Below are 23936 nucleotides of genomic sequence, written 5' to 3'. Positions count from 1 at the left end.
GAGCGACACTTGTTCGCGGCAGCGGACGTGCTCCGCGGCTCGATGGAAGCCTCGGCGTACAAGGAGTACATCTTCGGGATGCTCTTCCTGAAATACGCCTCTGATCAGTTTGAGTCGGAGCAGCAGCAGGTTATCGTCGACCAGCGGTCGCGGGGACGTACCCAGGCCGAAGCGGAGCAGCGGGCAGAGTCGCCGTCGTTCTACAAGACCTTCTACGTGCCACAGCGAGCCCGATGGGACCAGATTCGAGACCATCTCCATAAGGCGGTCGGTAGCGGCCTTAACAAGGCGTTGGAGGACCTGGAGCACAGCAACCGCTCGCTGGACGGAGTGCTGCAGCACATCGACTTTAACCGCAAGATCGGCCAGTCGTCGATGTCGGATAAGAAGCTCCGCGAGCTGATCATGCACTTCAACAAGGTACCGCTCCGTCAGAAGGACTTTGAGTTCCCCGACCTGCTCGGTGCAGCCTATGAGTACTTGATTCGCGACTTCGCAGACTCGGCGGGCAAAAAGGGCGGGGAGTTCTACACACCGCGCGACGTTGTTCGCCTGATGGTGCAGATCGCCGACCCGCACCCTGGGATGAGTGTCTACGACCCGTGCACCGGATCGGGCGGCATGCTGATCCTATCCAAGGAGTATGTCGAGGAGGCTGGTGGCGACGGCCGCAACCTTGCACTTGCCGGCCAGGAGAAGGACGGCAGTGTCTGGGCTATCTCCAAGATGAACATGCTATTGCACGGCATCCCCGATGCTGACCTGCGTAACAATGATGACGGCACCCTCGAAGATCCTGCGCACATCACCGGCGGTGAGTTGCAGCGGTTCGATCGCGTAATCACCAACCCGCCGTTCTCGATGAGCTACACCGCTGACGGCATCCCCTTCCCCGAGCGCTTCCGCTACGGCTACACCCCGGAGAAGGGCAAGAAGGCCGACCTAATGTTCGTCCAGCATATGCTGGCGGTCACGCGGTACGGCGGCATGGTTACAACAGTCATGCCTCACGGCGTGCTGTTCCGTGGTGGTGACGAGGGCCGGATCCGTACTGGCTTCCTGAATGACGACGTGATCGACGCGGTGATCGGGCTCGGCCCTCAGCTCTTCTACGGCACCGGCATCCCTGCCTGCATCCTTGTTCTTCGTCCTGTTGGCTCGAAGCCAGCAGGACGCAAGGGGAAGGTGCTGTTCATCAACGCTGATCGCGACTATCGCGAGGGCCGCGCACAGAATTATCTGGAGCCCGAGCACATTGAAAAGATCGTCTCGGCCTATCGATCCTTCGAGGATGTACCCGGCTTCGCACGGGTGGTCGGTCGCGACGAGCTGTCTGAGAACGACGACAACCTGAACATCCGCCGCTATGTCGACACAACACCCGACCCAGAACCGCAGGATGTTCGCGCGCATCTTTATGGTGGCATCCCGAAGATTGAGGTCAAGGCCAAGGCCGAGCTCTTCGCTGCGCACGGTATGAAGCCCGACAACCTGCTCATTTTGAGGGATGGCGACTACCTCCAGTACGTCGATGTCATCACGGACCGGCGTGACCTCCGTCGTCTGGTTGAGGCCGATACAGGCGTGACGGTGGCTGAGGCCGCCATCACGAGTGCGATCGAGCAGTGGTGGAAGGATGAGGAGGCTCGTTTCGATGAACTGGAGTCGGTAGCGGACCTGGTTAAGCTACGTAAAGAGCTGATCGAGACGTTCCGTGGCGCCCTAGCCGAGACATCACTCCTGGATACTTTCGCGGTCCGCGGTGTCGTTGCCTCCTGGTGGGGCGTCAGCCTGCCCGACCTCAAAGCCCTGGCCACACTCGGCTACCGCGGGCTTATCGAGGCATGGGTGGCTACCGTGCTCGACGCACTAGCGGAGGAAAAGGCAAAGGTCAATCCGCTTGACCACAAGGTGGCCCGGGCCCTTCTGCCGGACTATCTCCACAAGCTCGCTGCTTTTGAGAGTGAGGTTGTGGAGTTGGACGCCACTATCAAGGCCGCAACCACTTCCGACGAGGAGGACGAATCAACCGATGACGTCCTTTCGTTGACAGAGGTCAAGAAGCTGAAGAGCAAGCTGACTGCCGCCAAGAAACAGCTCAAGTCTGAGGAAGCGGTGTTCGGACATCGCCTTACAGAGGCCAGCGAGGCAATCGACGACTCGTCAGCTCGCCAGATTGTCCTCGATGCAATGGAGCATGACCTGTTGGTGGAGGCTCAGGACCGAATCACCCGACATCGACGCGCTGTGATCGCGGCCTTCGAGATGTGGTGGGACAAGTACCAGGCGCCATTGCATGTGCTTCAAGTCCAGCAAGAAGAGGCCACGGCTAATCTGGCCGCGCTCATGAAGGATCTTGGATATGAGTAGTTCGTCGGTCCCTTATGGATGGTCACCTGAATCGTTGCGTGACCTCATCGAAAAGAAGTTCACGGGCCCGAGTCCGACATGCGAGGAACGGTCGATCGCTAGCGATGAAGAGTGGGGGCTACTCAAAACCACTGCGGTCACGTGGGATGGATGGAACGAAGCTGCTCACAAGGTGCCACCGAGACGGTACTGGGGCAATGGGGCAATAGAGGTCCGGGCAGACGATGTTTTGATTACGAAGGCCGGCCCTCGCCATCGGGTTGGCGTCGTTGTTCATGTTGGAGCGACGCGTCCGCACCTCATGGTGTCGGGAAAGATGGTTGGTCTTCGACCTAAGAAAGCCGTTGTGCTGCCCGAGGTCCTCGTTGGACTGCTGTCCACCAATGAGGTTCAGGAGTATTTGAACAGCCGTACAACCGGAATGGCCGAGTCGCAGACCAATTTTGCTGATGAAGCACTATTGTCGACCCGAATCAATGTGCCGCCTATCGCTGAGCAACGTGCCATTGCCGAGATTCTCAATGCGTTGGACGATCAGATTAGAGCTACTCAAAATATAATTGAAAAGGTTCAGCGCGTTCGATCCGCTACTCTTGAGAACATTCTGTTGCGCGCTAGTGAATCGGCAACAACGAGGAAGTTGAGTTCGGCTACGAGTAAAATCGTTGACGGAGTTCATCACACTCCGACGTATGTACGGAGTGGAGTTCCGTTTGTTACGGTTGAGAATTTGACCAGAGGGCCAGGAATCTCTCTTACGCCGTGTCGGTATGTTTCACCTCAAGCTCATGCCATCTACCGCAGGAGGATCGAGCCTTTGCCCGGTGATGTGCTGGTTTCAAAGGATGGCACGCTAGGTGTGGCTAGGCTTGTTCCGAATGATTTTCCTGAGGCTAGCGTATTTGTCTCCGTAGCGGTTCTTCGCCCAATAGTATCAATCTTGAGGTCGGGCTTTCTGCGACTCTTCTTCGATACTAATGAATTTCGACGCCAGTTGCGCGTGCTATCTGCCGGTTCGGGGCTACAGCATATTCATCTTGAGCATTTCCGTGAATTTTTGATTCCCGACTTGGATCTTGCGCAGCAGGAATCCATTGTCTCCGCGATTGCGCTTTTTGATGAACGATTGGCGGTCGAGAAATCGGTCCGCGAAAAGCTTAAACTTCAACGTACTGCGCTCGTGAGCGACCTCCTCTCGGGCCGTGTCCGTGTTCCGCAGGAGGCCACGTCATGAGCGTGGGCCCCGAGTACACGGAGGTGGAGAAGCCACTGTTGGATCAGTTGGCAGGTCTTGACTGGCAGACGATCGAGGGCTCGAAGTCCGATCCGGCTGTCACTGAGCGGGGTTCGTTCCGCGGTTCGATCCTCGAGGGACGGCTGCGAGCAGCGTTGCTCAAGGTCAATCCTGGTCCGGACGGTGCGCCATGGCTGGACGAGTCGCGGCTATCGGAGATTGTGTCGTCGCTGACACGGTCTGAGGCGGGCAAACTCATCGAACTCAATGAGCGGATGACTGAGCGCCTTCTTGAAGGTGTTTCGGTGTCAGGTCTTCCGGACTGGGATCAGGGCCGTTCGCAACGGGTCAGATTCATTGACTTCGAGCACCCGGAGCGTAACGACTTCCTCGCGATCAACCAGTTTCGGGTAGATGAGCCGGGCGGTCAGGCGAAGAAATATGTCGCGCCTGACGTCGTGTTGTTCGTCAACGGCATCCCGCTGGTAGTGATCGAGTGCAAGAGCCCGTATATCACCGACCCTATGGCCGAAGGCATCAACCAGCTACGACGCTACGCCAACCAGCGCGACCTCGGCGTGTCCGAGGGCAACGAGCAGTTGTTCTGGACGAACCAGTTCGTTGTCTCGACCTACGGGGACAAGGCTCGGGTCGCGTCGTTCACGGCTGGGCCAGAGCACTTCTTGGAGTGGAAGGACGCGGCCCCGGTCTCTCGTGATCAGCTTGCCGCCCATCTCGGGAAGCCCGCAGCTGAGCTGACCGGGCAGGAGCTGCTGGTCGCAGGGATGCTGACCCCGTCCAACCTGCTGGATATTGTCAGGCACTTCACGTTGTTCACCGAAGCGGACGGCCGACGGATCAAGATCGTCGCTCGCTACCAGCAGTACCGTGCGGTGGGCCGGGCGCTGGAGCGGCTACGCACCGGGAAAACGCGCGCGGCGGACGGTGAGAGCGACCGTCGCGGTGGCCTGATCTGGCATACCCAAGGGTCGGGCAAGTCGCTCACGATGGTCTTCCTCGTTCGAGCCATGCGGTCAGATCCGACGCTTCGGGCTTTCAAGGTGGTCATCGTGACCGACCGGACCGACCTGGAGAAGCAACTGTCGGAGACCGCCAAGCTCTCCGGCGAGGGGGTCCAGCGTGCTCGGCGCACCAACAAGCTTAAAATGATCCTCACCGAGAAGGGCCCGGCGCTCGTCTTCGCGATGATCCAGAAGTACCGGGATTCCGATAGCGCTGGAATGCGCGAAACGCGGATGGCTGGCGACGACAAGAACGAGGCTCTCGGTGTCCTCAACACTGACGAGACCATCGTGATATTGGTCGACGAGGCGCACCGCTCCCAGACCTCCACCCTGCACGCCAACCTGATGGCCGCGATGCCGAATGCGGCCAAGGTTGGCTTCACTGGCACCCCCATCATGCGTGAGGGTAAGAAGCGCACTGACGCCATCTTCGGCTCGTTCATCGACAAGTACACGATCCGTCAGGCCGAACACGACGGTGCTGTTGTTCCCATCTTCTACGAAGGCCGTACCGCCAAGGGTGCGGTGGCGGGTGGTAGCGACCTTGACGAGCTGTTCGAGGACATGTTCATCGAGCACACGGCTGAGGAGGTGGAGAAGCTCAAGGCCCGCTATGCGACGACTAGCGCCGTCTTGGAAGCACCGAAGCTCATCGCTGCCAAGGCAAGGTCCATGCTCTGGCACTACGTGTCGACCGTCCTGCCCGGTGGGTTCAAGGCCCAGCTCTCCGCGACGAGCCGCCTGGCCACCGTCCGCTACCGCGAGGCGCTCATAGCCGCCCGCGACGACCTCGTGGCCCAGATCGAAGCCCTGCCCGAGTATCTCGTCAGCGGCGCAGCTGATGGCAGTCTCGACATCGATCGGCTCGATCGGCGTAAGCAGGTACTGATCCGCGCGCTGCCGCACCTCGATCTGATCCGCATCCTTGACTTCGTGCCGGTCATCTCCAGCAGCAACAATGACGACCCGACCTGGGCACCGTGGACTGACAAGGCTCGCCAGGACGCAGTGATCGCCGAGTTTAAGAAGCCACTTGGCTCGGCAGGCGAGCACGCCAGCCCGATCGCCTTCCTGCTGGTCCGTACTATGCTGCTGACCGGCTTCGACGCGCCGGTCGAGCAGGTCCTCTATCTCGATCGCTTCATCCAAGACGCTGAACTGCTGCAGGCCATCGCTCGTGTCAACCGCACGGCACCACGGAAGTCGGCGGGCTTCATGGTCGATTACTTTGGCGTCGGTGCGCATCTCCAGAAGGCACTCCAGGCGTACGCGCCGGAGGATGCCGAGGACGCGATCGGCGCACTTGCCTCGATCACCGACGAGGTCCCGAAGTTGCGGGACCGGCACGCACGGGTAGTGGCAGTCTTCGCGCAGGCCGGCATTGACACGTTCGACATGGACGAGGACATCGAGGCGTGTGTTGATGTCCTGTCAGACGAGGCACTGCGCGCTCGGTTCGGCGTGCTGCTCAAGCAATTCCTCACGACGTTGGACACGGTCCTGCCTCGTCCGGAGGCGTTGCCTTTCGTGGCAGACGCCAAACGACTCGGGATCATCCAGAAGGTCGCGCGACGCCGCTACCGCGACGACGGTATGGGGGACTTCGACGCCTCGCTCTACGGTGAGAAGGTTCGTGCCCTGATCGACGAACACGTCGCCTCACTGGACATCGCCACCAAGATCCCTCCCATCTCGATCACGGCGCCGGACTTCCTGGCGAAAGTGAAGGGTCTCACCTCGGACAAGGCGAAGGCGTCCGAGATGGAGCATGCCCTGCGCTTCCACATCCGGAAGAACTTTGACGAGGACCCGGCTCGGTACACCAGGCTCTCCGAGCGTCTCGACGAGATCCTCAAGACGCTCACCGGCAAGTGGGATCAACTCAGCCTCGCCTTGGAGGTACTGCTCGGCGATGCCACCGATGAATCCAGCGGCTTGCGTGTCCACGAGGATCCGCTGGCTGCCCGGTTCTACGGCCTTCTGGAAAGCGAGTTCGCCACTGAAGCTCGACTGCCCGATGAAATTCGCGCCAACATCATGCATTTGGCCGAAGAGATAGTCGTCGAGGTGACCCAGCATGCCGCGATTGTGCGCTTCTGGCACAACCCCCACGCCCAGGACGAGCTGCGCAAAAAGATCATCCACACCCTGGACGACCACGACCTGTTCCCGTTCTCCGAGCAGGCTGCCGTCGCCGACAGACTTATGGAGCTCGCCAGGGCCAACCAGTCCTTGATCACGCAGCAGATCAACGCGCGGAGGCGGTCGTGAACGCCGCCGTCTTGCACCTTGACGGCCTGCGCGTTCCCGTCGAGACCGGGGGCGCCAGCCGGAAGGCCAAGCTGACGATTGAGGCCGATGGGTCGCTGCGTCTGCGCGCCGCGGAGGACGTTGCCACCGATGAGCTGAAGCAGTTCCTCACCTCCAAACGCGAGTGGGTCTATCGCAAGCTGGCGGAGAAGGAGGTGCTGCAACACGAGCCCGTTACCAAAGAGCTCGTCGACGGCGAGGGCTTCCTCTACCTCGGCCGAAGTCACCGTCTGAAGATCCATGACGTTGACGGTACTGTCCGCCTTGAACGTGGCCGACTCATTCTTCCACGGCCGCTCGCTGAAGCAGGTGAGGCACACCTGATCGCCTGGTACCAGCGGTGCGGTGAGGCGTGGCTGCGCCCCCGCGCGACATCTTGGGCCGAGCGGCTACGCGTCGAACCCGGAGCGATCGAGGTCGCTGACCTTGGCCACAAGTGGGGAAGTGCAACGGCCGGACGGCGCGTACGCATCCACTGGGCGACGCTGCAGCTGTCCCCGTCACTAGTCGACTACGTCCTGGCGCACGAGCTTGCCCACCTGCGCGAGGCCCACCACGGCCCAAGTTTCTGGCAGCTGCTGGCTCGGGTTATGCCTGACTACGACGAGCGAAAGCGAGAGCTGGCCAAGCGCGGCGCCGGTCTCTGGTTCGGAGGCACGTCGTGACGACACCTGCTCTTTCGCTGTGGTCCGATGATCCGGCCCGGATCGATCTGCTCTCATTCGATGCCGTGGCCCAAACGGTCGCCGACGCGCTGTTGGATGAGGCGCTTGATCCAGTTGCTCTCGGTCTGTCTGGCAGTTGGGGGAGCGGCAAGACCACGGTGCTCGGCTTGGTTGCTCAGGAGCTTGTTCGGCGCACGACGCCCGAGAACAAGGTTCTGGTCGTCCAGACCGACCCGTGGCGCTATGACCCGGCTACGGGGGCCAAAGAGAGCCTCATCGCGGAGGTACTGGCGGCGCTTGGCGCTGAGATCAACCAGTCCGAGACCAAGACGGAGAAGGCGAAGAGCCTCCTCATGCGGCTGGGCAAGCGCATCGACTGGGCCAAGGCGATCAAGCTGGCGGCCACGTCGTCGCTGACCCTGCAGATCCCCGACTTCGACAAGCTCGTCGAGCTGGTGAAGCCCAAGGAGGGTGATGAGGAATCGGTGCGCGGGCTGGAGGCGTTCCGGGACGAGTTCGCGGAACTCATCGACTCTGACGACCTGAAGCACGTCCGCGCGGTGGTCGTGCTGGTCGACGATCTCGACCGCTGCCTCCCGGAAACAGTTGTGGAGAGCCTGGAAGCCATGCGTCTCTTCCTGGCCGTGCCGAAAATGTCCTTTGTCATCGCGGCCGACGAAGACCGGGTGGCGGACGCCATCCGCACCCGTTTCAAGTCCACCGGTCGTCCCGAGGAGAGCGACGACGAGCAGCAGGACCCAGCCACGCTCTACCTGCACAAGATTGTGCAGACCACCATCCCGCTTCCGGCGTTGAGTCACTTCGACACCCAGGCATATCTGCTGTTGCTCCAGATGCAGGGCAATGCCGAGCAGGACCACCTCGCCACGCTCATCGAGCGCTGCGCCCAGGTTCGCCGAGATGGCGGCACCATCGATGACATTGGCGACATCACCGGACTGGCCATGGCGGACGAGCTGGCCTTTGCCGCCCGCCTGACACCGCTGCTCTACGAGAAGTTGCATGGCAACCCGCGCTACATCAAGCGCTTCCTCAACGACCTACACGTCCGTCAGTCCGTGGCCTCGCGCCGGGGCATCAGTCTGAACCCTGCGGTGGTCGCCAAGCTCATGACCCTCGAAGCGCTGATGAAGCCCGAGTTCAAGCTGCTGCTTGACTGGTTTGCTAAGGGCGAGATGCGTGACCACCTGGAACGGCTGGAGGAGGAAGCCGGGCGGCCCGCGCAGCCCGACACCGGGCGGCAGGATGAGCCTGATGATGTGGCCGAATCAGGTACACAACCACGGCGCAGCACGTCTACCCGCCGCACCCGGGCGGCCACGCCAGTCGCCTCAGGTCTGTTCTCTCAGGCCATGGTGCGGTGGGCCAAGCTGGCACCGCCCCTGCGTGGGCTCGACCTGTCGCCCTACTTGACGCTGGCTGCCACCTTTGCCGGCGTCACACTGATTGATGACAGCTTGCCCGAGCGACTTCGTGACATTGCCGCCAATCTACTCTCGGAATCCCGGCGCGAACAGGCGTCGGTCACTGATGCCGAACTGGATGAGCTGGGTGACGGCGATGCCACCGACCTTCTGCGACACATCGGGCGAACGATGCGCGACCAACCGACCAAGCAGAAGGGTGGGGTCAATGCCATCCTGCGCATCGCCCGTCGCCGTCCCAGTGTCGCGGCTTCGGCTCGGGATGCCCTTCTGATGCTGCCGCCCAGCGAGATCACCATCGCGACACCGATGCAGTTCAAGGCGGATGATTCCACGCCGGTTCGCGGTGTGCTCACCACCTGGAAAGGCAAGCTGCTGGACGGCCAGGTCAAGCGGGCAGTCGACAGCGCACTGGGCAATCGAGGGACTGCCTGATGGGCACCAGCGGCGCCTACTCCGGCAGTGGTGGCAAGGACGGCAAAACGGTTCGCGATCGCATCAGCGACTACCTGGATGGCCTGTCGGGTTCGGACGGGTCGGGTTCCAAGGGGCAGCGACCGCCGCTCGATCCGGCTGCACTCGGGCGAGTCATCAACCTGATCCGTCCCCGCGTGGCGAGCGGCGGAGGTGGAGGCGGCCCGGGTGGTGGCGGAGGTGGAGGCGCCTCCGGCGGTGGGGGTGGATCGCGTAGCAACGGCGGTCCGCAACGTACGGCCGCTGGCTCAGCTCGCACTGCCGGCCGCGCGGCGGCAGCGGCTCATGCGTACAGCACGGGTGATACGGCGACCCTGCAACGTCTGGGCTTGGACTACAACGAGCTGCGCGGTCTCGGGGACGACATCGAAGTGGTGCGCCGCATCGTTGACATGGCCTGCAGCACGCCGGACAGCAGCATCGAAGACCACGAGCAGCGGTTCGTGGCCGCCGAGGTGGCAGAGTGGGTGATGGAGCAGGAACGGGATGGCTACCGGCTGTCTCCAGAAGAGATGGTCCGTCAGACCATTGCAGTCATCATCGCAGAGACCTTGTTGGTTGAGTCGGGTGATCTGGTCAACAATCACGATCTGGCCGACGTTGCCGAGAGCGACATCCGTGACGCCGCGGAAGCGATTGCCGCTCAGGCCAATCTGTCGGTCGACGGCGCGACCGAGGATGAAGTCAGCCGCGCCGTCGAGGCGGGCCTAGAGACCATCCGTGGCATCGTCGGAGGTGGCAGCTGATGTCCCGGTTCACGTTGCGCCTGAGTGCAACCGACGATATTCCGGCAGATCAGGCCGCCTCATCTTTCTATTGGCTGTCCGACCAGCGGTCGACATTCACCAGAGGCTTCAGCCCCAGCTTGGCCACACTCGGCCCGGTTCCGCCCCTGAACGTTGATGTGGTTCGGGTTGCGCTAACCGCCTTTGCTGCCGACCGCTCTGTGCTGCGCGAAGGCCGTGGGGCGAACTGGAATCGGCGCCCGTTCGATCTTGAGATCCCGGTTTCCGACGCGGCAGCTTGGAACGGCGTGGCCGATGAGCTTGCTGGTGTGCTTGGGTTCCTCAGCGGCGACCGCTGGAGTTTGTCGTTCACGCAGCAGCCGGAACCGGCCGAGGCCCAGGCGCCCAACGAAATTGGCGTCACGCCCCAGCGGGTTGTCCTACTCAGCGGCGGTGCCGACTCGGCGATCGGCGGGCTGTACTCCCGCTCGTTGCTTGCCGCGGACCAGCATCACGTCCTGCTGTCGCACTATAACAACACGATGTTGGCACCCATCCAGCGACATATCGCTGCCGAACTCGAACGACTCATCCCCGGCCCGAGCCAGGAACACATGGTCCTGCACCTGGGACGCCGCAGTGAGCGCATCGACGGCACGTCGTATCCGTCCGAGTCAACCACCCGATCGCGTTCACTTCTCTTCCTGGCTCTCGGCCTGGCGGTGGCGTCCATCCACCAAGTGCCGTTGTGGATACCCGAGAACGGCTTCGCCTCGATCAATCCGCCGCTGGGCCCGGAACGCCTCGGCAGCCTGTCGACACGCACCACGCATCCCAAGTTCCTGCAGGATCTGGCGGCTGTGCTTACCAAAGTCGGTGCCCACGCGGTCATCGAGAACCCCTTCGCGCATATCACCAAGGGCGAGATGTACAGGCGGGTTGTGGACCTCGTCGGACCAGACGAAGCCTCCTCGTTTCTGAGTGCCACCCACTCGTGCGCACTGACTGGCCAGCGAGCCCACGGCATTTCAGCCGACCGGCCCTGTGGCGTCTGTTTCGGGTGTGTGCTGCGGCGGGCATCCTTCACCGCCTCTGGGGTCTACGACTTCAGCGATTACATCGCGCCAAGCAGCGATCCTGCTGTGCAGAGGTGGCTGGACGGCAAATCGGTCGAGCAGCCGGTTCGCAACTTCATCCGCCGGGGCGCGAGGACACGGGACCTCACCACGCTGAGCCTTCCGGACGACTACCTAATGCGCGATGCGATTGACCTTTGCCAGCGTGGGATCCAAGAGCTACGGAGCCTCTATCTATGAGACGCCTGCCACCGATCGACATGCACGCCCACATCGAGCCGGACATCTCGCCTGGCGATCTGTTGGAGCTTGGTTCGCTCATCTTCGCCGCGACTCGTTCGCTCGATGAAGCCGAGCGTGTGCTCAAACGATCTGATCCGTGGACAATCTGGGGTGTGGGCTGCCACCCGGGCCTCGTCGGCGCGCAGAAGGCCTTCGACGCAGCTCGATTTGCCGAGCTGATCGCCCGAACGCCGTACGTCAGTGAGGTTGGCCTGGATGGCAAGTCCCGCGTGCCTCTGGACACGCAACAGGCGACCCTGGATGCGGTCTTGGCTGCGCTGCAACAGAATCCCCGACTCACAAGTATCCACAGCTTCGCCGCCATCGATGTCACCTTGGAGTGCCTGACGGCCCGACCGATCCACGGTCCGGTGCTTCACTGGTGGCTTGGCAACGAAGCGCAGACCAAGCGGGCGGTCGAGCTTGGCTGCTACTTCTCGGTCAACGCTTCGATGCTGCGGAAGCCCAAGCTACTGGCGAGCCTGCCGCTCGACCGGGTCCTCCCGGAGACCGACCATCCGTTCGGCGACAGGTCCAGTGGCCAGGGTCGCCGCCCCGGCAAGGTAGATGACGTCGAACGTGCTCTTGCCCAGATTCATGTGCTCGACCCGGAGGGGGTCCGCAAAGAGACGTGGCGCAACTTTGCACAGCTTGTACGCTCGACTAAATGCGGCACCCTACTGCCCCGACCCGTTCGGGTCGGGCTTGCAACTACACCGTAGGACGGCGCGGGATCATTCTGGGTAGCGCCAGCTTGAGCCCTACGCTGCGAGTTCCAGTTCGTGCGGCATATCCGGGGTCGTTGGATACGCTACGCCACCGGCGGTCGCATCCGGACTCCCGCCCGCTTCAACGCCTTATAGATCGTGCTCTGACTGGCGCTGAGCTCTCGTCCGATTCGCTGCGTGCTCCAGCCCTGTTCGTAGAGCTCCTTCGCCTTGGTTACTCTCTCCGCTGTCATCTTGACCATGGGCCGCTTACTGACGCCGGCGCGTTCGAGGTGGCGGTCGACCGTGTGGCGATGGACACCGTACCGCCGAGCCAGCTCGTTCATCTCGACCCCGTGTCGGTATGCCTCCACCAGCTCGGCTACCTCGTCGGGTGACAGCATCCGGCACTCGCGGATGTCCGTCACTACTGCCGGGCCAGTCGACACCGGATCCACCTGCGGCAACGCCGTTTCACCAGCCTGTTCCAGCGCCTTCAGCAGCCGTGTCAGGGGCTTACCGGGGTTCGAAAGCGAGTCACGGAGGCGCACACCGCCGGAAAGGCCCTCCCGTCAGCAGTGACAGGAGGGCCTTTCGCGTGTGCGGCGCCGGGGGGCGCGGTCAGGGGCGGCGGAGGATCAGGGCGTAGGAGCCCAGGCCCAGGACCTGGGGGCCCGGGTGGTCGCCCGTGGTGGTGTGGAGGGTGAGCAGGGCGCCGGACTCCGGGTCGAAGTCGACGTCGGAGACGGTGCCGAGCGCGTCTCCGCGCTCGTCGAGGACGCGCTTGCCGGGGAGCGCCCGGTGCTTGTCGGCGAGGGGGGCCAGGTCGCCCGAGGGGGTGCCGAGGGTGGCGCCGGAGCGGACGATGACGGCGTCGGGTCCGATGGCGTGGATGTGGTCCCAGACGAGGGTGTCGCCGGAGCCGTCGGTCTTCTTCAGCCGCAGCGCCACGACCGCGGCTTTCGCCGGGTCGACGACGAAGGCGTCGACGATGCCGACCGTGCGGGCCTCGGCGGCGCTCACCACGTGGCGGCCGACCGTTTCGGAGAAGAGCATCAGACCTCCGTTCCGCGCCGGGCGCGGTACGCCTGGACCGCCGCGGCGAAGCCCGGCAGGTCGTCGGCGATGAATTCGGAGGCGGCCGCCGGGATGACGAGCGCCTCGCCGGAGACGGCGGTGGTCTCGGAGAGCGGGATGAACACCTTGCGGCCCTGCCGTTCCAGTGCGTCGGAGGAGGCGATCTCGTAGCCGACGACGTGCGCCGACGTCCCGTCGACGACCTCGACGACGACGTCGGAGATCCGGCCGAGGTCGGTGCCGCCGTCGGTCAGCACCCGGGAGCCGAGCACATCGCCGCCGCGGTCACCGGAGCCGCGGGCCAGGACGTCGGCCTTGCTCTCGAAGACCGTCTCGTCCTTGATCATCACGGCGTCGTGGCCGAGTCCGTGCACCCCCGACCACGGCAGGCTGTGGCGCAGCGGCCCCGACAGCAGGCCGCGGCCGCTGAGGGTGAAGCCGGCGACGCGTCCCACCGTGCCGTCGAAGACCAGGTCCTTGACCTGGGCGACGGCCTCGCCGGTCAGCGTCACGACCGGCCGCTTGGTGATCTCCGAGGCGAGCATCATCGCGGAGGAGACGGGAGCGTCGGGAGCGGGAACGTCGGGAACGTCCGGGGCGGGAATGTCCGGGGCGCGAGCGTCCGGGGCCGGAGTGTCGGGGAAGGGGGAGTCGGAGACGGTCACTTGACGCGCCCCTTCCCGCTCCGCCGTCCGACGGCGCCGCGCCGTACCGCGATCACGCCGCCACTGCGGCGCCGTGCCTGCACGCCGGCCGCCGTACCCGCCAGCACCAGCAGGACCGCCACAACGACGACGATCCAGATCCACCAGTCCATCGCTCACTCTCCCCTCCGAGCCGGGCCCCCGCCACGCGGTTGCCACGTTCCTACGACTGCCCCCGTCCCCCTTTCCCACGCGCTTCCCGCGCGCTCGAAGGAGGGACCGGGCGCAGGTCGCGGTCAGCTGCCGAACGCGTGCGGCGCGCGCTGCGTCCGGGGCTGGTGCAGCGGCTTGTCCGGGACAGCCGCCGGGGCCGGGGTCGAGGCCGTCGGGGCCGCGGTCGGCGCCGGAGTCGGGGCCGGGGTCCGCCGGGCCGTCTCGGCGCGCTGGCGCTCGACCTTGGCGGCGAGGGCGTCCCGCTCGGCGACCGCCGCGTCGGCGTCCTTGCGCGCCTCCCGCAGCCGGACGGCCTTGCGGCGGCGCAGCACCGCGCCCTCGCCCACCATCGCCAGGCTCAGGCAGAAGACCAGCGCGAGGGCGAGGCCCGCGCAGAAGATGGCGAGCGAGTTCATTCTGACCAGGTCGTGTCCGAGCAGCGCCACCGTGTAGTCGGGGCCGCCGCCCAGGTTGTCGGCGATCAACAGGGCCGTGAGAGTTCCGGTCGCGGCAAGAAGCACCAATCCCAGGAACAGCATCCGAGTCACCTCCGGTTGCTCCGGACGTCGTCCGAAACGTTGTCCGCATCCGTCGGGCCGTCGTCTACCCCGTGCGGGCGGCCCTAACGGCGCTCGGCGCGCGCGGCGGCATCCGGGCTTCGCTTGATACCCTAGGGGGGTATATGGTGGGCGAGAGTGGACGGCGACAGCCGTCACCGCACGAGACGCACGAGGAGAACGCCATGTCCTGCTGCTCCCCCGAGGGAACCTGCCACACCGACGGCGCGACCGACGAGTCGCAGGCCGCGGCCACCGTCGTCTACTCGGTCTCGGGCATGACGTGCGGGCACTGCGAGTCCGCGGTGACCAAGGAACTCGCGACGCTGCCCGGCGTGACCGTCGTCAAGGTGGACGTCGCCACCGGGCTGGTCACCCTCGCGTCCGAGCGCCCGCTGGACGACGAGACGATCCGTGCCGCCGTCGACGAGGCGGGCTACGAACTGGTCGGCCGGGCGTGACCGCACCGGTCAGACTCGGCGGCTACCTGCTGATCCTGCTGGTCGTCCTCGGCGCCGCGTTCGGCCTCGGCCGCGCGCTGCGCGGGGACGACGGCGGGCCGGCCGCCCCCGAGCCCCGTCCCGTCTCGCACCAGGGCATGTAGGGCACACGGAGTACACGGGACACACGGGACACAGGGGATACGCGGACACCCGGACACCCGGACACACGTCAGGACGTGCGGTAGGTGCGGCCTCGATCGAAGGAGTGGAGTGGAGTGGCGATGACCACGGCGCCTGCCGGGCACCAGGTGGAGCTGGAGATCGGTGGCATGACCTGCGCCTCCTGCGCGGCACGCATCGAGAAGAAGCTCAACCGCATGGACGGCGTCACCGCGTCCGTCAACTACGCGACGGAGAAGGCCCGGGTCAGCATCGAGGGCGGCGGTGTCGCCGTCGGCGACCTCATCGCCACCGTCGAGGCGACGGGGTACACCGCCGCGCTGCCCGCCCCGCCCGCGGAATCCGCCGGGGCGGAAGGACCGGAGGGGAGGGAAGGGCCGTCGGGGTCCGACGAGCTGACCTCCCTGCGGCAGCGGCTGCTCACCTCCGTCGTGCTGGCCGTGCCGGTGATCGCGATGGCGATGGTGCCCGCGCTGCAGTTCGACAACTGGCAGTGGCTCTCGCTGACGCTCGCCGCGCCCGTCGTCGTCTACGCGGCCTGGCCGTTCCACCGGGCCGCCTGGACCAATCTGCGGCACGGCGCGGCGACCATGGACACGCTGATCTCGGTGGGCACGCTCGCCGCGTTCGGCTGGTCGCTGTGGGCGCTGTTCTTCGGCACGGCCGGGATGACCGGCATGAAGCACCCCTTCGAGTTCACGGTCGCGCGCGGTGACGGCAGCGGCAACATCTACCTGGAGGCCGCCGCCGGGGTGACGGCGTTCATCCTGGCCGGGCGGTACTTCGAGGCCCGCTCCAAGCGGAAGGCCGGCGCCGCGCTCAAGGTGCTGCTGCAACTCGGCGCGAAGGACGTCGTCGTGCTGCGCGACGGGCGCGAGGTGCGCGTCCCCACCACGGAACTGGCGGTCGGCGACCTGTTCGTCGTGCGCCCCGGCGAGAAGATCGCCACCGACGGCACCGTCCGCGAGGGCGGCTCCGCCGTCGACGCCTCGATGCTGACGGGCGAGTCCGTGCCGGTGGAGGTCGTCCCCGGCGACGGGGTCACCGGCGCCACGGTGAACGCGGGCGGCCGGATCGTCGTCGAGGCGACCCGTGTCGGCGCCGACACCCAGCTCGCGCGCATGGCACGGCTGGTCGAGGACGCGCAGACCGGCAAGGCCGCCGTGCAGCGGCTGGCCGACCGGATCTCGGCGGTCTTCGTGCCCGTCGTCATCGCGCTCGCCGTCGCGGCCCTCGGCTACTGGCTCGGCTCCGGCGAGGGCGCCTCCGCGGCCTTCACCGCCGCCGTCTCCGTACTGATCATCGCCTGCCCGTGCGCGCTGGGGCTCGCGACGCCCACCGCCCTCATGGTCGGCACCGGGCGCGGCGCCCAGCTCGGCATCCTCATCAAGGGGCCGGAGGTCCTGGAGTCCACCCGGGCGGTGGACACGATCGTCCTCGACAAGACCGGCACCGTGACCACCGGCGTCATGACGCTGACCGAGGTCCACGTGGCCGCGGGCGAGGACGAGAAGACCGTGCTGCGGCTGGCCGGCGCCCTGGAGCACGCCTCCGAGCACCCCATCGCCCGGGCCGTCGCCACCGCCGCCGCGGAGCGGGCGGGCGAACCGCTGCCGGTGCCGGAGGACTTCGCGAACGTTCCGGGGCTCGGCGTCCAGGGCATCGTCGAGGGGCACGCCGTGCTGGTCGGCCGCGCGAAGCTGCTCGACGAGTGGACCCAGCCGCTGCCCGCGGACCTGGCGGCGGCGAAGGCCGCGGCCGAGGCCAAGGGCCGTACGGCGGTGGCCGTCGGCTGGGACGGGGCGGCCCGCGGCGTCCTCGTCGTCACCGACGCCGTCAAGCCGACGAGCGCGGAGGCCGTGACGCGGCTGCGCGCCCTCGGCCTCACCCCGATCCTGCTGACCGGCGACAACGAGGCGGTGGCGCGGGCGGTCGCCGAGGAGGTCGGGATCGCCGGTACGGACGTCATCGCCGAGGTCATGCCCGAGGACAAGCTGGCCGTCATCAAGCGGCTGCAGGCCGAGGGCCGCAGCGTCGCCATGGTGGGAGACGGCGTCAACGACGCGGCCGCGCTCGCCCAGGCCGACCTGGGCCTGGCGATGGGCACCGGTACCGACGCCGCCATCGAGGCGGGCGACCTGACCCTCGTACGGGGCGACCTGCGCGTCGCGGCCGACGCCATCCGGCTGTCGCGCAGGACCCTCGGCACGATCAAGGCGAACCTCTTCTGGGCCTTCGGCTACAACGTGGCGGCGCTGCCGCTCGCCGCCGCCGGGCTGCTCAACCCGATGATCGCGGGCGCCGCCATGGCCTTCTCGTCGGTCTTCGTCGTCGGCAACAGCCTGCGGCTGCGCGGTTTCAAGGCGGCCTGAGCCGGGGTCACGCCGGACGGTCCCGCCCGAGCCGGTCCCGCGGGGCGCCCCTCCCCCGTCACTCCTCCGCGAGGAGCGCCGCGAGGGCCGCGTCCAGGTCGAGGTACCGGCTCTCCTCGCCGGGCGGGACCGCCGTGTAGGAGCGCGTCAGGAAGTCCTGGACGTCCTCGGTGTCGAGCTGGAGCAGCGCCACTCCCACCGGCGAGGAGAGCTCGATCATGGTCCGCCGCCGGCCGCAGGGCCAGACGTGCACGTCGCCGTCGCCCGTCGGCATCCGCAGCCCCGCCGCCAGCAGGTCGCGCGCGAAGGCCCAGGTGACCTCGGCCCCGTCGAGCGTCGCCGACGCGGGGAACGCGAGCCGCGCGGCCAGCGGGTCGTCGCACTGGTAGATCAAGGTGGCGGTGATGACGCGGTCCCTCGCCGGGGACGCGCAGAGCCGGGCCCGAAGGGCCTGGTCGATGACGGTCAGCATGAGGTGTCCCTCTCCCGCTGGGTGGTATCCAGTCCTCTGCTAGACCGGGAAATCGGTCCGGGGATCACGCGCCTCGGCCTCCGACCGCTGTGATGTCCGCCACGCGCCGCGCCGAGGCGCTGTCAGAGGCACGTGTGAGCATGGGCGGATGACGGTCGACGGGGCGGTGCGGCGGATCGGCGGGGACGAGCGGCGGGCGCGGCTGGGGGCGCGGCACCGGCTGCTGCCGGGGCTGCGCGCGCACTGCGCGGAGGACGTCGCCCGCTCGCTGGTGGCGCTGCACGCGACCGATGCCGGGACGGTGTACCTCTCCACCGCCGCCCGGCTGGCCGAGCCGGGCTTCGCCGAGGTCGAGCGGGCGCTGTACGACGAGGTTTCGCTGGTCCGGCTGCTGGCGATGCGGCGGACGATGTTCGTGGTCCCCCGCGACTTCGCGCCGGTGGTGTACGCGGCGGCGGCCCGCGCGATCGCGGTCAAGGAGCGGGCGGGGCTGCTGAAGTACCTGGCGGAGGGCGGCGGCTGGGACGCGGCGTGGCTGGCGGAGGTCGAGGAGTCCGTGGTCGCCGCGCTGGCGGCGCACGGCGAGTCGACCGCGGCGCAGTTGGGCGGGTACGAGCCGCGGCTGCGCGAGCAGGTGGTCCTGGCGGCCGGGAAGCCGTACGAGTCGCGGCAGAACGTGGCGAGCCGCATCGTCAGGGTGCTCGCGGCCGAGGGCCGGATCACCCGGCGCAGACCGGTGGGGTCGTGGACGAGCAGCCAGTTCCGGTGGGCGGTGGCCGAGCCGCTCGACGAGCTGCCCGCCGCCGGGGCGCGGGCCGAGCTGGCGCGTGACTGGCTGGCGGCCTACGGCCCCGGCACCGAGGCGGACCTCAAGTGGTGGACGGGGTGGACGCTGACGGACACGCGGAAGGCGCTCGCCGCGGTCGGCGCCCGGCAGGTCGCGCTGGAGGCGACCGATACCCCGGGGTACGTGCTCCCCGAGGACGTGGACCCGGTGCCGGACGGGGGCCCGTGGGCGGCCCTGCTGCCGGGTCTCGACCCGACGCCGATGGGCTGGCAGCAGCGCGACTGGTTCCTGCCGGACGCCCACCGGCCCGCGCTCTTCGACAGGACCGGCAACGTCGGCCCGACCGTGTGGTGGGACGGGCGGGTCGTCGGCGGCTGGGCGCAGCGCCCGGACGGGGAGATCGTGTGGCGGCTGCTGCCCGGCGACGGGAAGGACCCGGGCACGGAGGCGGTGGCGGCGATCGCCGCCGAGGCGGAGCGGCTCGGCGGATGGCTGGGGGACGTTCGCGTGACGCCGCGGTTCCGGACACCGCTGGAGCGGGAGCTGTCGGCCTGAGCGGGGCGCGCCGGGAATGAACAAAAGCCACTTAACGGACACAATCCGATCGTGGACACTTTCCCGCGGTCACGCCTCACGTCGCGCCTCTCGACGCTCCTCCACGCCGTGGGGTCCTACGTCCGGAGCGCCCCCGGCACCTACCTCTGGCTGGCCGTCCTCTTCGTGACGACCGTCGTCATGCACCACGTCTCGCCGTCCCGGATGGACGAGATGCTCGGCGAGCGGTCGACCAACCTGCACAACCTCTCGGAGGAACCAGTCAGGGCGCTGATCAGGAGCGCCCTGTGGATCGACGGCGGCGGCTGGCTGCTCTACGCGTTCCTCTACACCGTCTTCCACGCCACCGCCGAGCGCTGGCTCGGCACCCTGCGCTGGCTGACCGTCGTCCTCATCGGCCACGTCGCGGCGACCTACATCAGCGAGGGCGTACTGCTCTGGGCGATCCACCAGGGCAGGGCCCCGGAGACCTCCGTCGACACCCTGGACGTGGGCGTCAGCTACGGCCTGGCGGTGGTCGAGGCCGTCCTGACGTACTTCCTGGCCTTCCGCTGGCGGTTCTTCTACGGCTTCTGCGTGCTCGGCTTCTACGGCCTCGCCCTGGTGCACGGCCGGACGTTCACCGACGTCGGCCACTTCACCGCCGTGCTGCTCGGCTTCGCCTGCTACCCGCTGACACGAGGGCGGCCGGGTCACCTGGACCCGGCCGCCGTCTTCTCCCGTGCCGCCCGGCGGATCAGCCGAGGCGGATGAGCTTGTCCCCGAAGGACGGCTCCGCCAGGTCCGACTTGAGTGCCACCGGCACCTTCGTCTCGCCCGTCCCGGTGCCGAGGCTCAGCGTGCCGATCTCGGTGCCCGCCTTCGCCGTGTGCGGGACGCCGGCCGCGAGGGCCGACAGCTTCAGGTCGGACTTCAGACCCGACCAGCCGATCGCCGTCAGGTCCTTGGTGGTGACCACCGGCGTCTTCCCGCCGAGACCGTCGTCCACATAGCCGACGACCTCGCCCTTCTTGACCACCACCGCCGAGGTGAGCGCGGCGCGCGCGCCCCTGATCAGGGGGTCGCTGGTGGACAGGGCGTACTTCAGCATGTCGTTGGGCGTCGAGCCCTTGCGCTGCTGCAGCACCACGCCGAGGATCATCCGCGGCTTGCCGTCGACGGTCTTGCGCGCCGCCCACATCAGGGCGCCGGCCGCCGGGGTGCTGGAGCCGGTCTTGATGCCGATGACACCCGGAGTGGTCGTCAGCAGCCCGTTGTTGTTGTAGATCGTGCCCACGCCGGGGATGACGGCGTGCTCCATCGACACGACGGAGCGGAAGACCTCGTCCTTCATGACCGCGCGCGCCAGCATCAGTTGGTCGACGGCCGTGCTCTTCGTCGTCTCCTCGAACCCGCTCGCCCCGGTGTACGTGGTGTTCTTCATGCCCAGGTCGGCGGCGGCCTTCTGCATCTTCGGGACGAAAGCTTCCTGCGTGCCGGAGTCCCAGCGGGCCAGCGCGCGGGCGATGTTGTTGCCGGACGGGATCAGCAGCATCTGCAGCATCTGCCGCTCGGTGAACTCCTGGTTGAGCTTGACCGGCACCGTGGACTCGTCCAGCGACGCCGCCTCGTCCGCGGCGGTCTGGTCGATCTTGACCTTCGGGCCGGTCTCCGCCGCCTTGAGCGGGTGGTCCTTGAGGATCACGTACGCGGTCATCACCTTCGTGACGCTCGCGATCGACACCGGGGTCTGCGCCCCGCGCACCCCCATGGTCCCGATGCCCTCGAGCTCGACGATCGACTGGCCCATCACGGGCCACGGCAGCGACGGCTGGCCGCCCTCGAAGGTGTACGAGGGGGCCGAGCTCAGGGTCAGCGCCGGGGCGGGCAGCGGGCGGAGCGACTGCGCGACCGCGAGGCCGATCAGCAGCAGCACCACCAGCGGCGTCCAGATCTTGAACCGCCGGACGACCGTCCGCATCTTCGTCTCGGGCGGCGGCGGGGTGTTCGTCAGCTCGGCCAGCAGCTTCAGCGGCTGCGCGGGCGCGGGCGGCAGCGGGAACGGCATCTGCCGGGTGCCCTGCGGTCCGGCCTCGGGCTCCTCGGCGGCGGGGGTCTGCGCCGGCGCGGGCGCCGAAGCCGATGCCGGAGGGGCGGCCGAGGCGGACGGGGCCGCCGGAGCTGCCGATGCCGAGGGGGCCGCCGCCGCGGGAGCGGAGCCGCGTACCGGAGGCTCCACCTCCGGCCACGCGAGGGCGTACGGAGACGCTGACTGCTCCTGTGAGGCCCGCGAGGGCTCAGCGGGCGATTCCGTGCGCGGGGCGGCCACGGCGTCCGCCGGGGCGCTCCTGGCGGCTTTCCACTCGGCCTTGCGGTCGCCGGGCGCCTCGGCGGGGTCCGCGACCGTCCGGTGCAGTTCCTTCGCCGGCGCCTCGGCCGGCGCGGGCACCGGAGCGTCGCGGGGCTCGTCCTCGGGCTCGGCCGCCGGCTCGGCCGGGGGCGCGGCAGCCGCGTCCGGCGCGTCGGACCCGCCGGACGCGCCGGATCCGTCCGCCGGGCGCGCGTCCTCGGGCTCGGCGGAATCCCCGGCGGCCTCCGCGACACGCTCGTCGTCGCGCTCGTCGGCAGGCTCGGCCACGGGTTCGTCAACCGGCACGCCGTCGGCGGGCTCCGGTTCCGTCACGGAATCCGCCGTGGTGTCCACCTCCGGAGAGACGGTCGCGGCGGCGGGCGCTGCGTCATCCGGCCCGTCGTGCGCGTCCTCGGGGACCGTAGGTTCGGCAGGGGGGTCGTCCGGATCGGATACGTCATCCGGCGTAGCCGGATCGGTACCGGGCGCAGACGCGCCGGACTGGCGCGGCAGGCTCCCGGCACCACCGTCCGCGCCCTCGCCGCCGGCCCCCTCGGGGGCCTCGTCGGTCACCGGGTGATCTTCGGGTCGGGGGTCGCTGCCGGGGACCGGGTCGTCGGGCAGGCCGCCGTGCTCCTCGCGTGCGGCCTCAGGCACCACATCGGGCCCACGGAACACCGTCAGCCTCGGGTCGAGCGCCTTCTGCTCGGCCGCCACCCCCGACGACTCCTGCTGCTGCTCCCTGCCGGGGGACTCGCCCGCCACGCAGACCTCCTCCACACATCACGAGGGGCGTCCTCGTACGCGACGCACGACGCCCCATCTCACTCCACCAGTTTCCAGTTCCCGGCCTGGAAGCCACCGTCAGACCCGCCGGAACCGATCGCGGCCCGTCTGCGACACCACCGCTCACCCCCTAGACGAGAACGACATACCAGTCGGTTCCCTCCCGAACACTCCAGGCGCTCTCGACAGATGAATGTGAGAGGCGTCACCCTGTCATTCATCCACGCGGGGAGGCATGGATGGGCAAGAGCCGCAGAACGATTCCGGAAGAGCTGTTGCTGCTCGCTCTGGACCCGACGACCGGGACCACAGCGCAGCCGCAATCGCTCGACCTCGGCCTCGCCGGGGCACAGCTCGTCGAGCTGGCCCTGGCTGGACGGATAGCCCCTGATGGGGATCGTATCGCCGTGGTACACCCACGGCCGACAGGAGATCCGACACTGGACTCCGCGCTGGAACTGCTGCGCCGTCGTGGCAGTCCGGTTCGCGCGGTCCACTGGATCGGCGGGCCCCGCCTGGGGCTGCGCCAGACGTATCTCGCGCATCTGGAGCGGTGCGGCATGGTGCATGCCGTAGCGGGACAGATGTGCGGGGTGCTGCCGACGACTCGCTACCAGGCGAGCGACAGCGAGGTCAGCCGGGACATCAGGGCCCGGCTCGACAACGCGATCCGCACCGGCGTCCCGCCGGACCCGCGGACCGCGGCTCTCGCTGCCCTCGCCCACGCGGTGGGCCTCGGCAAGCATCTGTATCCGGGGAACGAGGGCCGGTCGTCACGATCGCGCCTGCGGGACCTGATCAGATACGACCCGATGGGCGGCCTCGTCGCGCACGCCGTCATGGACGTGCAGAACGGCGCCGCGGCACAGCCGAAGCGGGCTCCCGTGCAGGGACGGCCCGCAGCGGTGGGGCCGGCCGGGCACAGCAGCATGGCCCGGGCCGGAGCGCGTTAGCGGCGCCCCGGAGAGGTGTGAGCAGTACCCAGCAGATCAGCGGTACGCAGGAAGCACAACGCAGACAACGAGGGCGGTGGGCCAGGGCACGGTGTCCGGTGGCAGGGACCGGACAGCGCAGGCCCACCCTCTCAACGACCTTCCCCGGCATTCGGTGCGGGGACGACAGGAACTGCTGCGACGCGCGGGGTGGGGCACCGGTCAACACCGGTCCCCCGCCCCGCGCGTTGCGTTTCCGCCGTTCGTACGACCATT

General features: G+C 67.3%; 21 protein-coding genes. 14 read left to right on the top strand and 7 right to left on the bottom strand.

What is annotated here, in order from left to right:
* Positions 1 to 9: 9 nt before the first annotated feature.
* Genes ABZ721_RS01270 through ABZ721_RS01235 form a run of 8 tightly spaced genes read left to right on the top strand, consistent with a single transcriptional unit; the run spans position 10 to position 12328 of the window.
* Positions 10 to 2370, top strand: coding sequence for a class I SAM-dependent DNA methyltransferase (locus tag ABZ721_RS01270; protein WP_358786447.1), 2361 nt, complete (start codon positions 10 to 12; stop codon positions 2368 to 2370).
* Positions 2363 to 3604, top strand: a complete 1242-nt coding sequence (locus ABZ721_RS01265; RefSeq protein WP_358786446.1) for a restriction endonuclease subunit S — start codon at positions 2363 to 2365, stop codon at positions 3602 to 3604. The genes ABZ721_RS01270 and ABZ721_RS01265 overlap by 8 nt, the downstream gene beginning before the upstream one ends.
* Positions 3601 to 6900 (top strand): HsdR family type I site-specific deoxyribonuclease, encoded by a 3300-nt coding sequence (locus tag ABZ721_RS01260; RefSeq protein WP_358786445.1) that lies wholly within the window; start codon positions 3601 to 3603, stop codon positions 6898 to 6900. Before ABZ721_RS01265 ends, ABZ721_RS01260 begins: the two co-directional genes overlap by 4 nt.
* Entirely contained in the window at positions 6897 to 7604 is a 708-nt protein-coding gene (locus ABZ721_RS01255) for a SprT family zinc-dependent metalloprotease (protein ID WP_358786444.1), read from the top strand. Before ABZ721_RS01260 ends, ABZ721_RS01255 begins: the two co-directional genes overlap by 4 nt.
* Positions 7601 to 9484 carry a P-loop NTPase fold protein gene (locus ABZ721_RS01250; protein WP_358786443.1) on the top strand — a complete coding sequence of 628 codons (1884 nt, stop codon included), beginning with the start codon at positions 7601 to 7603 and terminating at the stop codon, positions 9482 to 9484. The genes ABZ721_RS01255 and ABZ721_RS01250 overlap by 4 nt, the downstream gene beginning before the upstream one ends.
* Positions 9484 to 10269, top strand: coding sequence for a hypothetical protein (locus ABZ721_RS01245; RefSeq protein WP_358786442.1), 786 nt, complete (start codon positions 9484 to 9486; stop codon positions 10267 to 10269). Before ABZ721_RS01250 ends, ABZ721_RS01245 begins: the two co-directional genes overlap by 1 nt.
* Entirely contained in the window at positions 10269 to 11564 is a 1296-nt protein-coding gene (locus ABZ721_RS01240; RefSeq protein WP_358786441.1) for a hypothetical protein, read from the top strand. Before ABZ721_RS01245 ends, ABZ721_RS01240 begins: the two co-directional genes overlap by 1 nt.
* On the top strand, positions 11561 to 12328 hold the full coding sequence (locus ABZ721_RS01235) for a TatD family hydrolase (RefSeq protein WP_358786440.1): 768 nt from the start codon (positions 11561 to 11563) through the stop codon (positions 12326 to 12328). Before ABZ721_RS01240 ends, ABZ721_RS01235 begins: the two co-directional genes overlap by 4 nt.
* 89 nt (positions 12329 to 12417) lie before the next feature.
* On the opposite strand, the gene ABZ721_RS01230 is transcribed toward ABZ721_RS01235, so the two are convergent.
* The 5 genes from ABZ721_RS01230 to ABZ721_RS01210 form a co-directional block, all read right to left on the bottom strand.
* Positions 12418 to 12864 carry a hypothetical protein gene (locus tag ABZ721_RS01230; RefSeq protein ID WP_358786439.1) on the bottom strand — a complete coding sequence of 149 codons (447 nt, stop codon included), beginning with the start codon at positions 12862 to 12864 and terminating at the stop codon, positions 12418 to 12420.
* A gap of 70 nt (positions 12865 to 12934) precedes the next feature.
* Positions 12935 to 13369: a PRC-barrel domain-containing protein gene (locus ABZ721_RS01225; protein ID WP_358786438.1), complete on the bottom strand. Its 435-nt coding sequence runs from the start codon at positions 13367 to 13369 to the stop codon at positions 12935 to 12937.
* Positions 13369 to 14055: a PRC-barrel domain-containing protein gene (locus ABZ721_RS01220; RefSeq protein WP_358786437.1), complete on the bottom strand. Its 687-nt coding sequence runs from the start codon at positions 14053 to 14055 to the stop codon at positions 13369 to 13371. Before ABZ721_RS01220 ends, ABZ721_RS01225 begins: the two co-directional genes overlap by 1 nt.
* Positions 14052 to 14207 carry a hypothetical protein gene (locus tag ABZ721_RS01215; RefSeq protein WP_358786436.1) on the bottom strand — a complete coding sequence of 52 codons (156 nt, stop codon included), beginning with the start codon at positions 14205 to 14207 and terminating at the stop codon, positions 14052 to 14054. Before ABZ721_RS01215 ends, ABZ721_RS01220 begins: the two co-directional genes overlap by 4 nt.
* Before the next feature lie 123 nt (positions 14208 to 14330).
* The gene (locus tag ABZ721_RS01210) at positions 14331 to 14786 is read right to left on the bottom strand and encodes a hypothetical protein (RefSeq protein ID WP_358786435.1); all 456 of its coding nucleotides are present in this window, start codon (positions 14784 to 14786) and stop codon (positions 14331 to 14333) included.
* A 203-nt stretch (positions 14787 to 14989) separates the two neighbouring features.
* Here ABZ721_RS01210 and ABZ721_RS01205 point away from each other — a divergent pair, with 203 nt between their 5' ends.
* From ABZ721_RS01205 to ABZ721_RS01195, 3 genes are all read left to right on the top strand, one after another.
* A complete protein-coding gene (locus ABZ721_RS01205) occupies positions 14990 to 15265 on the top strand; it encodes a heavy-metal-associated domain-containing protein (protein ID WP_358786434.1) in 276 nt (91 codons plus the stop codon).
* The gene (locus ABZ721_RS01200; protein ID WP_358786433.1) at positions 15262 to 15408 is read left to right on the top strand and encodes a hypothetical protein; all 147 of its coding nucleotides are present in this window, start codon (positions 15262 to 15264) and stop codon (positions 15406 to 15408) included. The genes ABZ721_RS01205 and ABZ721_RS01200 overlap by 4 nt, the downstream gene beginning before the upstream one ends.
* Before the next feature lie 120 nt (positions 15409 to 15528).
* On the top strand, positions 15529 to 17799 hold the full coding sequence (locus ABZ721_RS01195; protein WP_358786432.1) for a heavy metal translocating P-type ATPase: 2271 nt from the start codon (positions 15529 to 15531) through the stop codon (positions 17797 to 17799).
* A gap of 58 nt (positions 17800 to 17857) precedes the next feature.
* Here ABZ721_RS01195 and ABZ721_RS01190 read toward each other — a convergent pair whose 3' ends face one another.
* A complete protein-coding gene (locus ABZ721_RS01190; RefSeq protein WP_358786431.1) occupies positions 17858 to 18271 on the bottom strand; it encodes an SsgA family sporulation/cell division regulator in 414 nt (137 codons plus the stop codon).
* Between the two features lie 148 nt (positions 18272 to 18419).
* Between ABZ721_RS01190 and ABZ721_RS01185 the strand changes: the two genes are divergently transcribed.
* Entirely contained in the window at positions 18420 to 19613 is a 1194-nt protein-coding gene (locus ABZ721_RS01185) for a winged helix DNA-binding domain-containing protein (protein ID WP_358786430.1), read from the top strand.
* 51 nt (positions 19614 to 19664) lie between these two features.
* The gene (locus ABZ721_RS01180) at positions 19665 to 20366 is read left to right on the top strand and encodes a rhomboid-like protein (protein WP_358786429.1); all 702 of its coding nucleotides are present in this window, start codon (positions 19665 to 19667) and stop codon (positions 20364 to 20366) included.
* Here ABZ721_RS01180 and ABZ721_RS01175 read toward each other — a convergent pair.
* A complete protein-coding gene (locus ABZ721_RS01175; protein ID WP_358786428.1) occupies positions 20350 to 22707 on the bottom strand; it encodes a D-alanyl-D-alanine carboxypeptidase in 2358 nt (785 codons plus the stop codon). The genes ABZ721_RS01180 and ABZ721_RS01175 overlap by 17 nt on opposite strands.
* A gap of 260 nt (positions 22708 to 22967) precedes the next feature.
* Here ABZ721_RS01175 and ABZ721_RS01170 point away from each other — a divergent pair, with 260 nt between their 5' ends.
* On the top strand, positions 22968 to 23681 hold the full coding sequence (locus tag ABZ721_RS01170) for a GPP34 family phosphoprotein (RefSeq protein ID WP_277438625.1): 714 nt from the start codon (positions 22968 to 22970) through the stop codon (positions 23679 to 23681).
* The last annotated feature ends 255 nt before the right edge of the window (positions 23682 to 23936 follow it).

The sequence above is a fragment of the Streptomyces sp. NPDC006733 genome, assembly GCF_040636125.1.
In the GTDB taxonomy this organism is placed as follows: domain Bacteria; phylum Actinomycetota; class Actinomycetes; order Streptomycetales; family Streptomycetaceae; genus Actinacidiphila.
The sequence above is the reverse complement of the archived record's forward strand: the minus strand, read 5'-3'. Positions and strand labels throughout refer to the sequence as shown.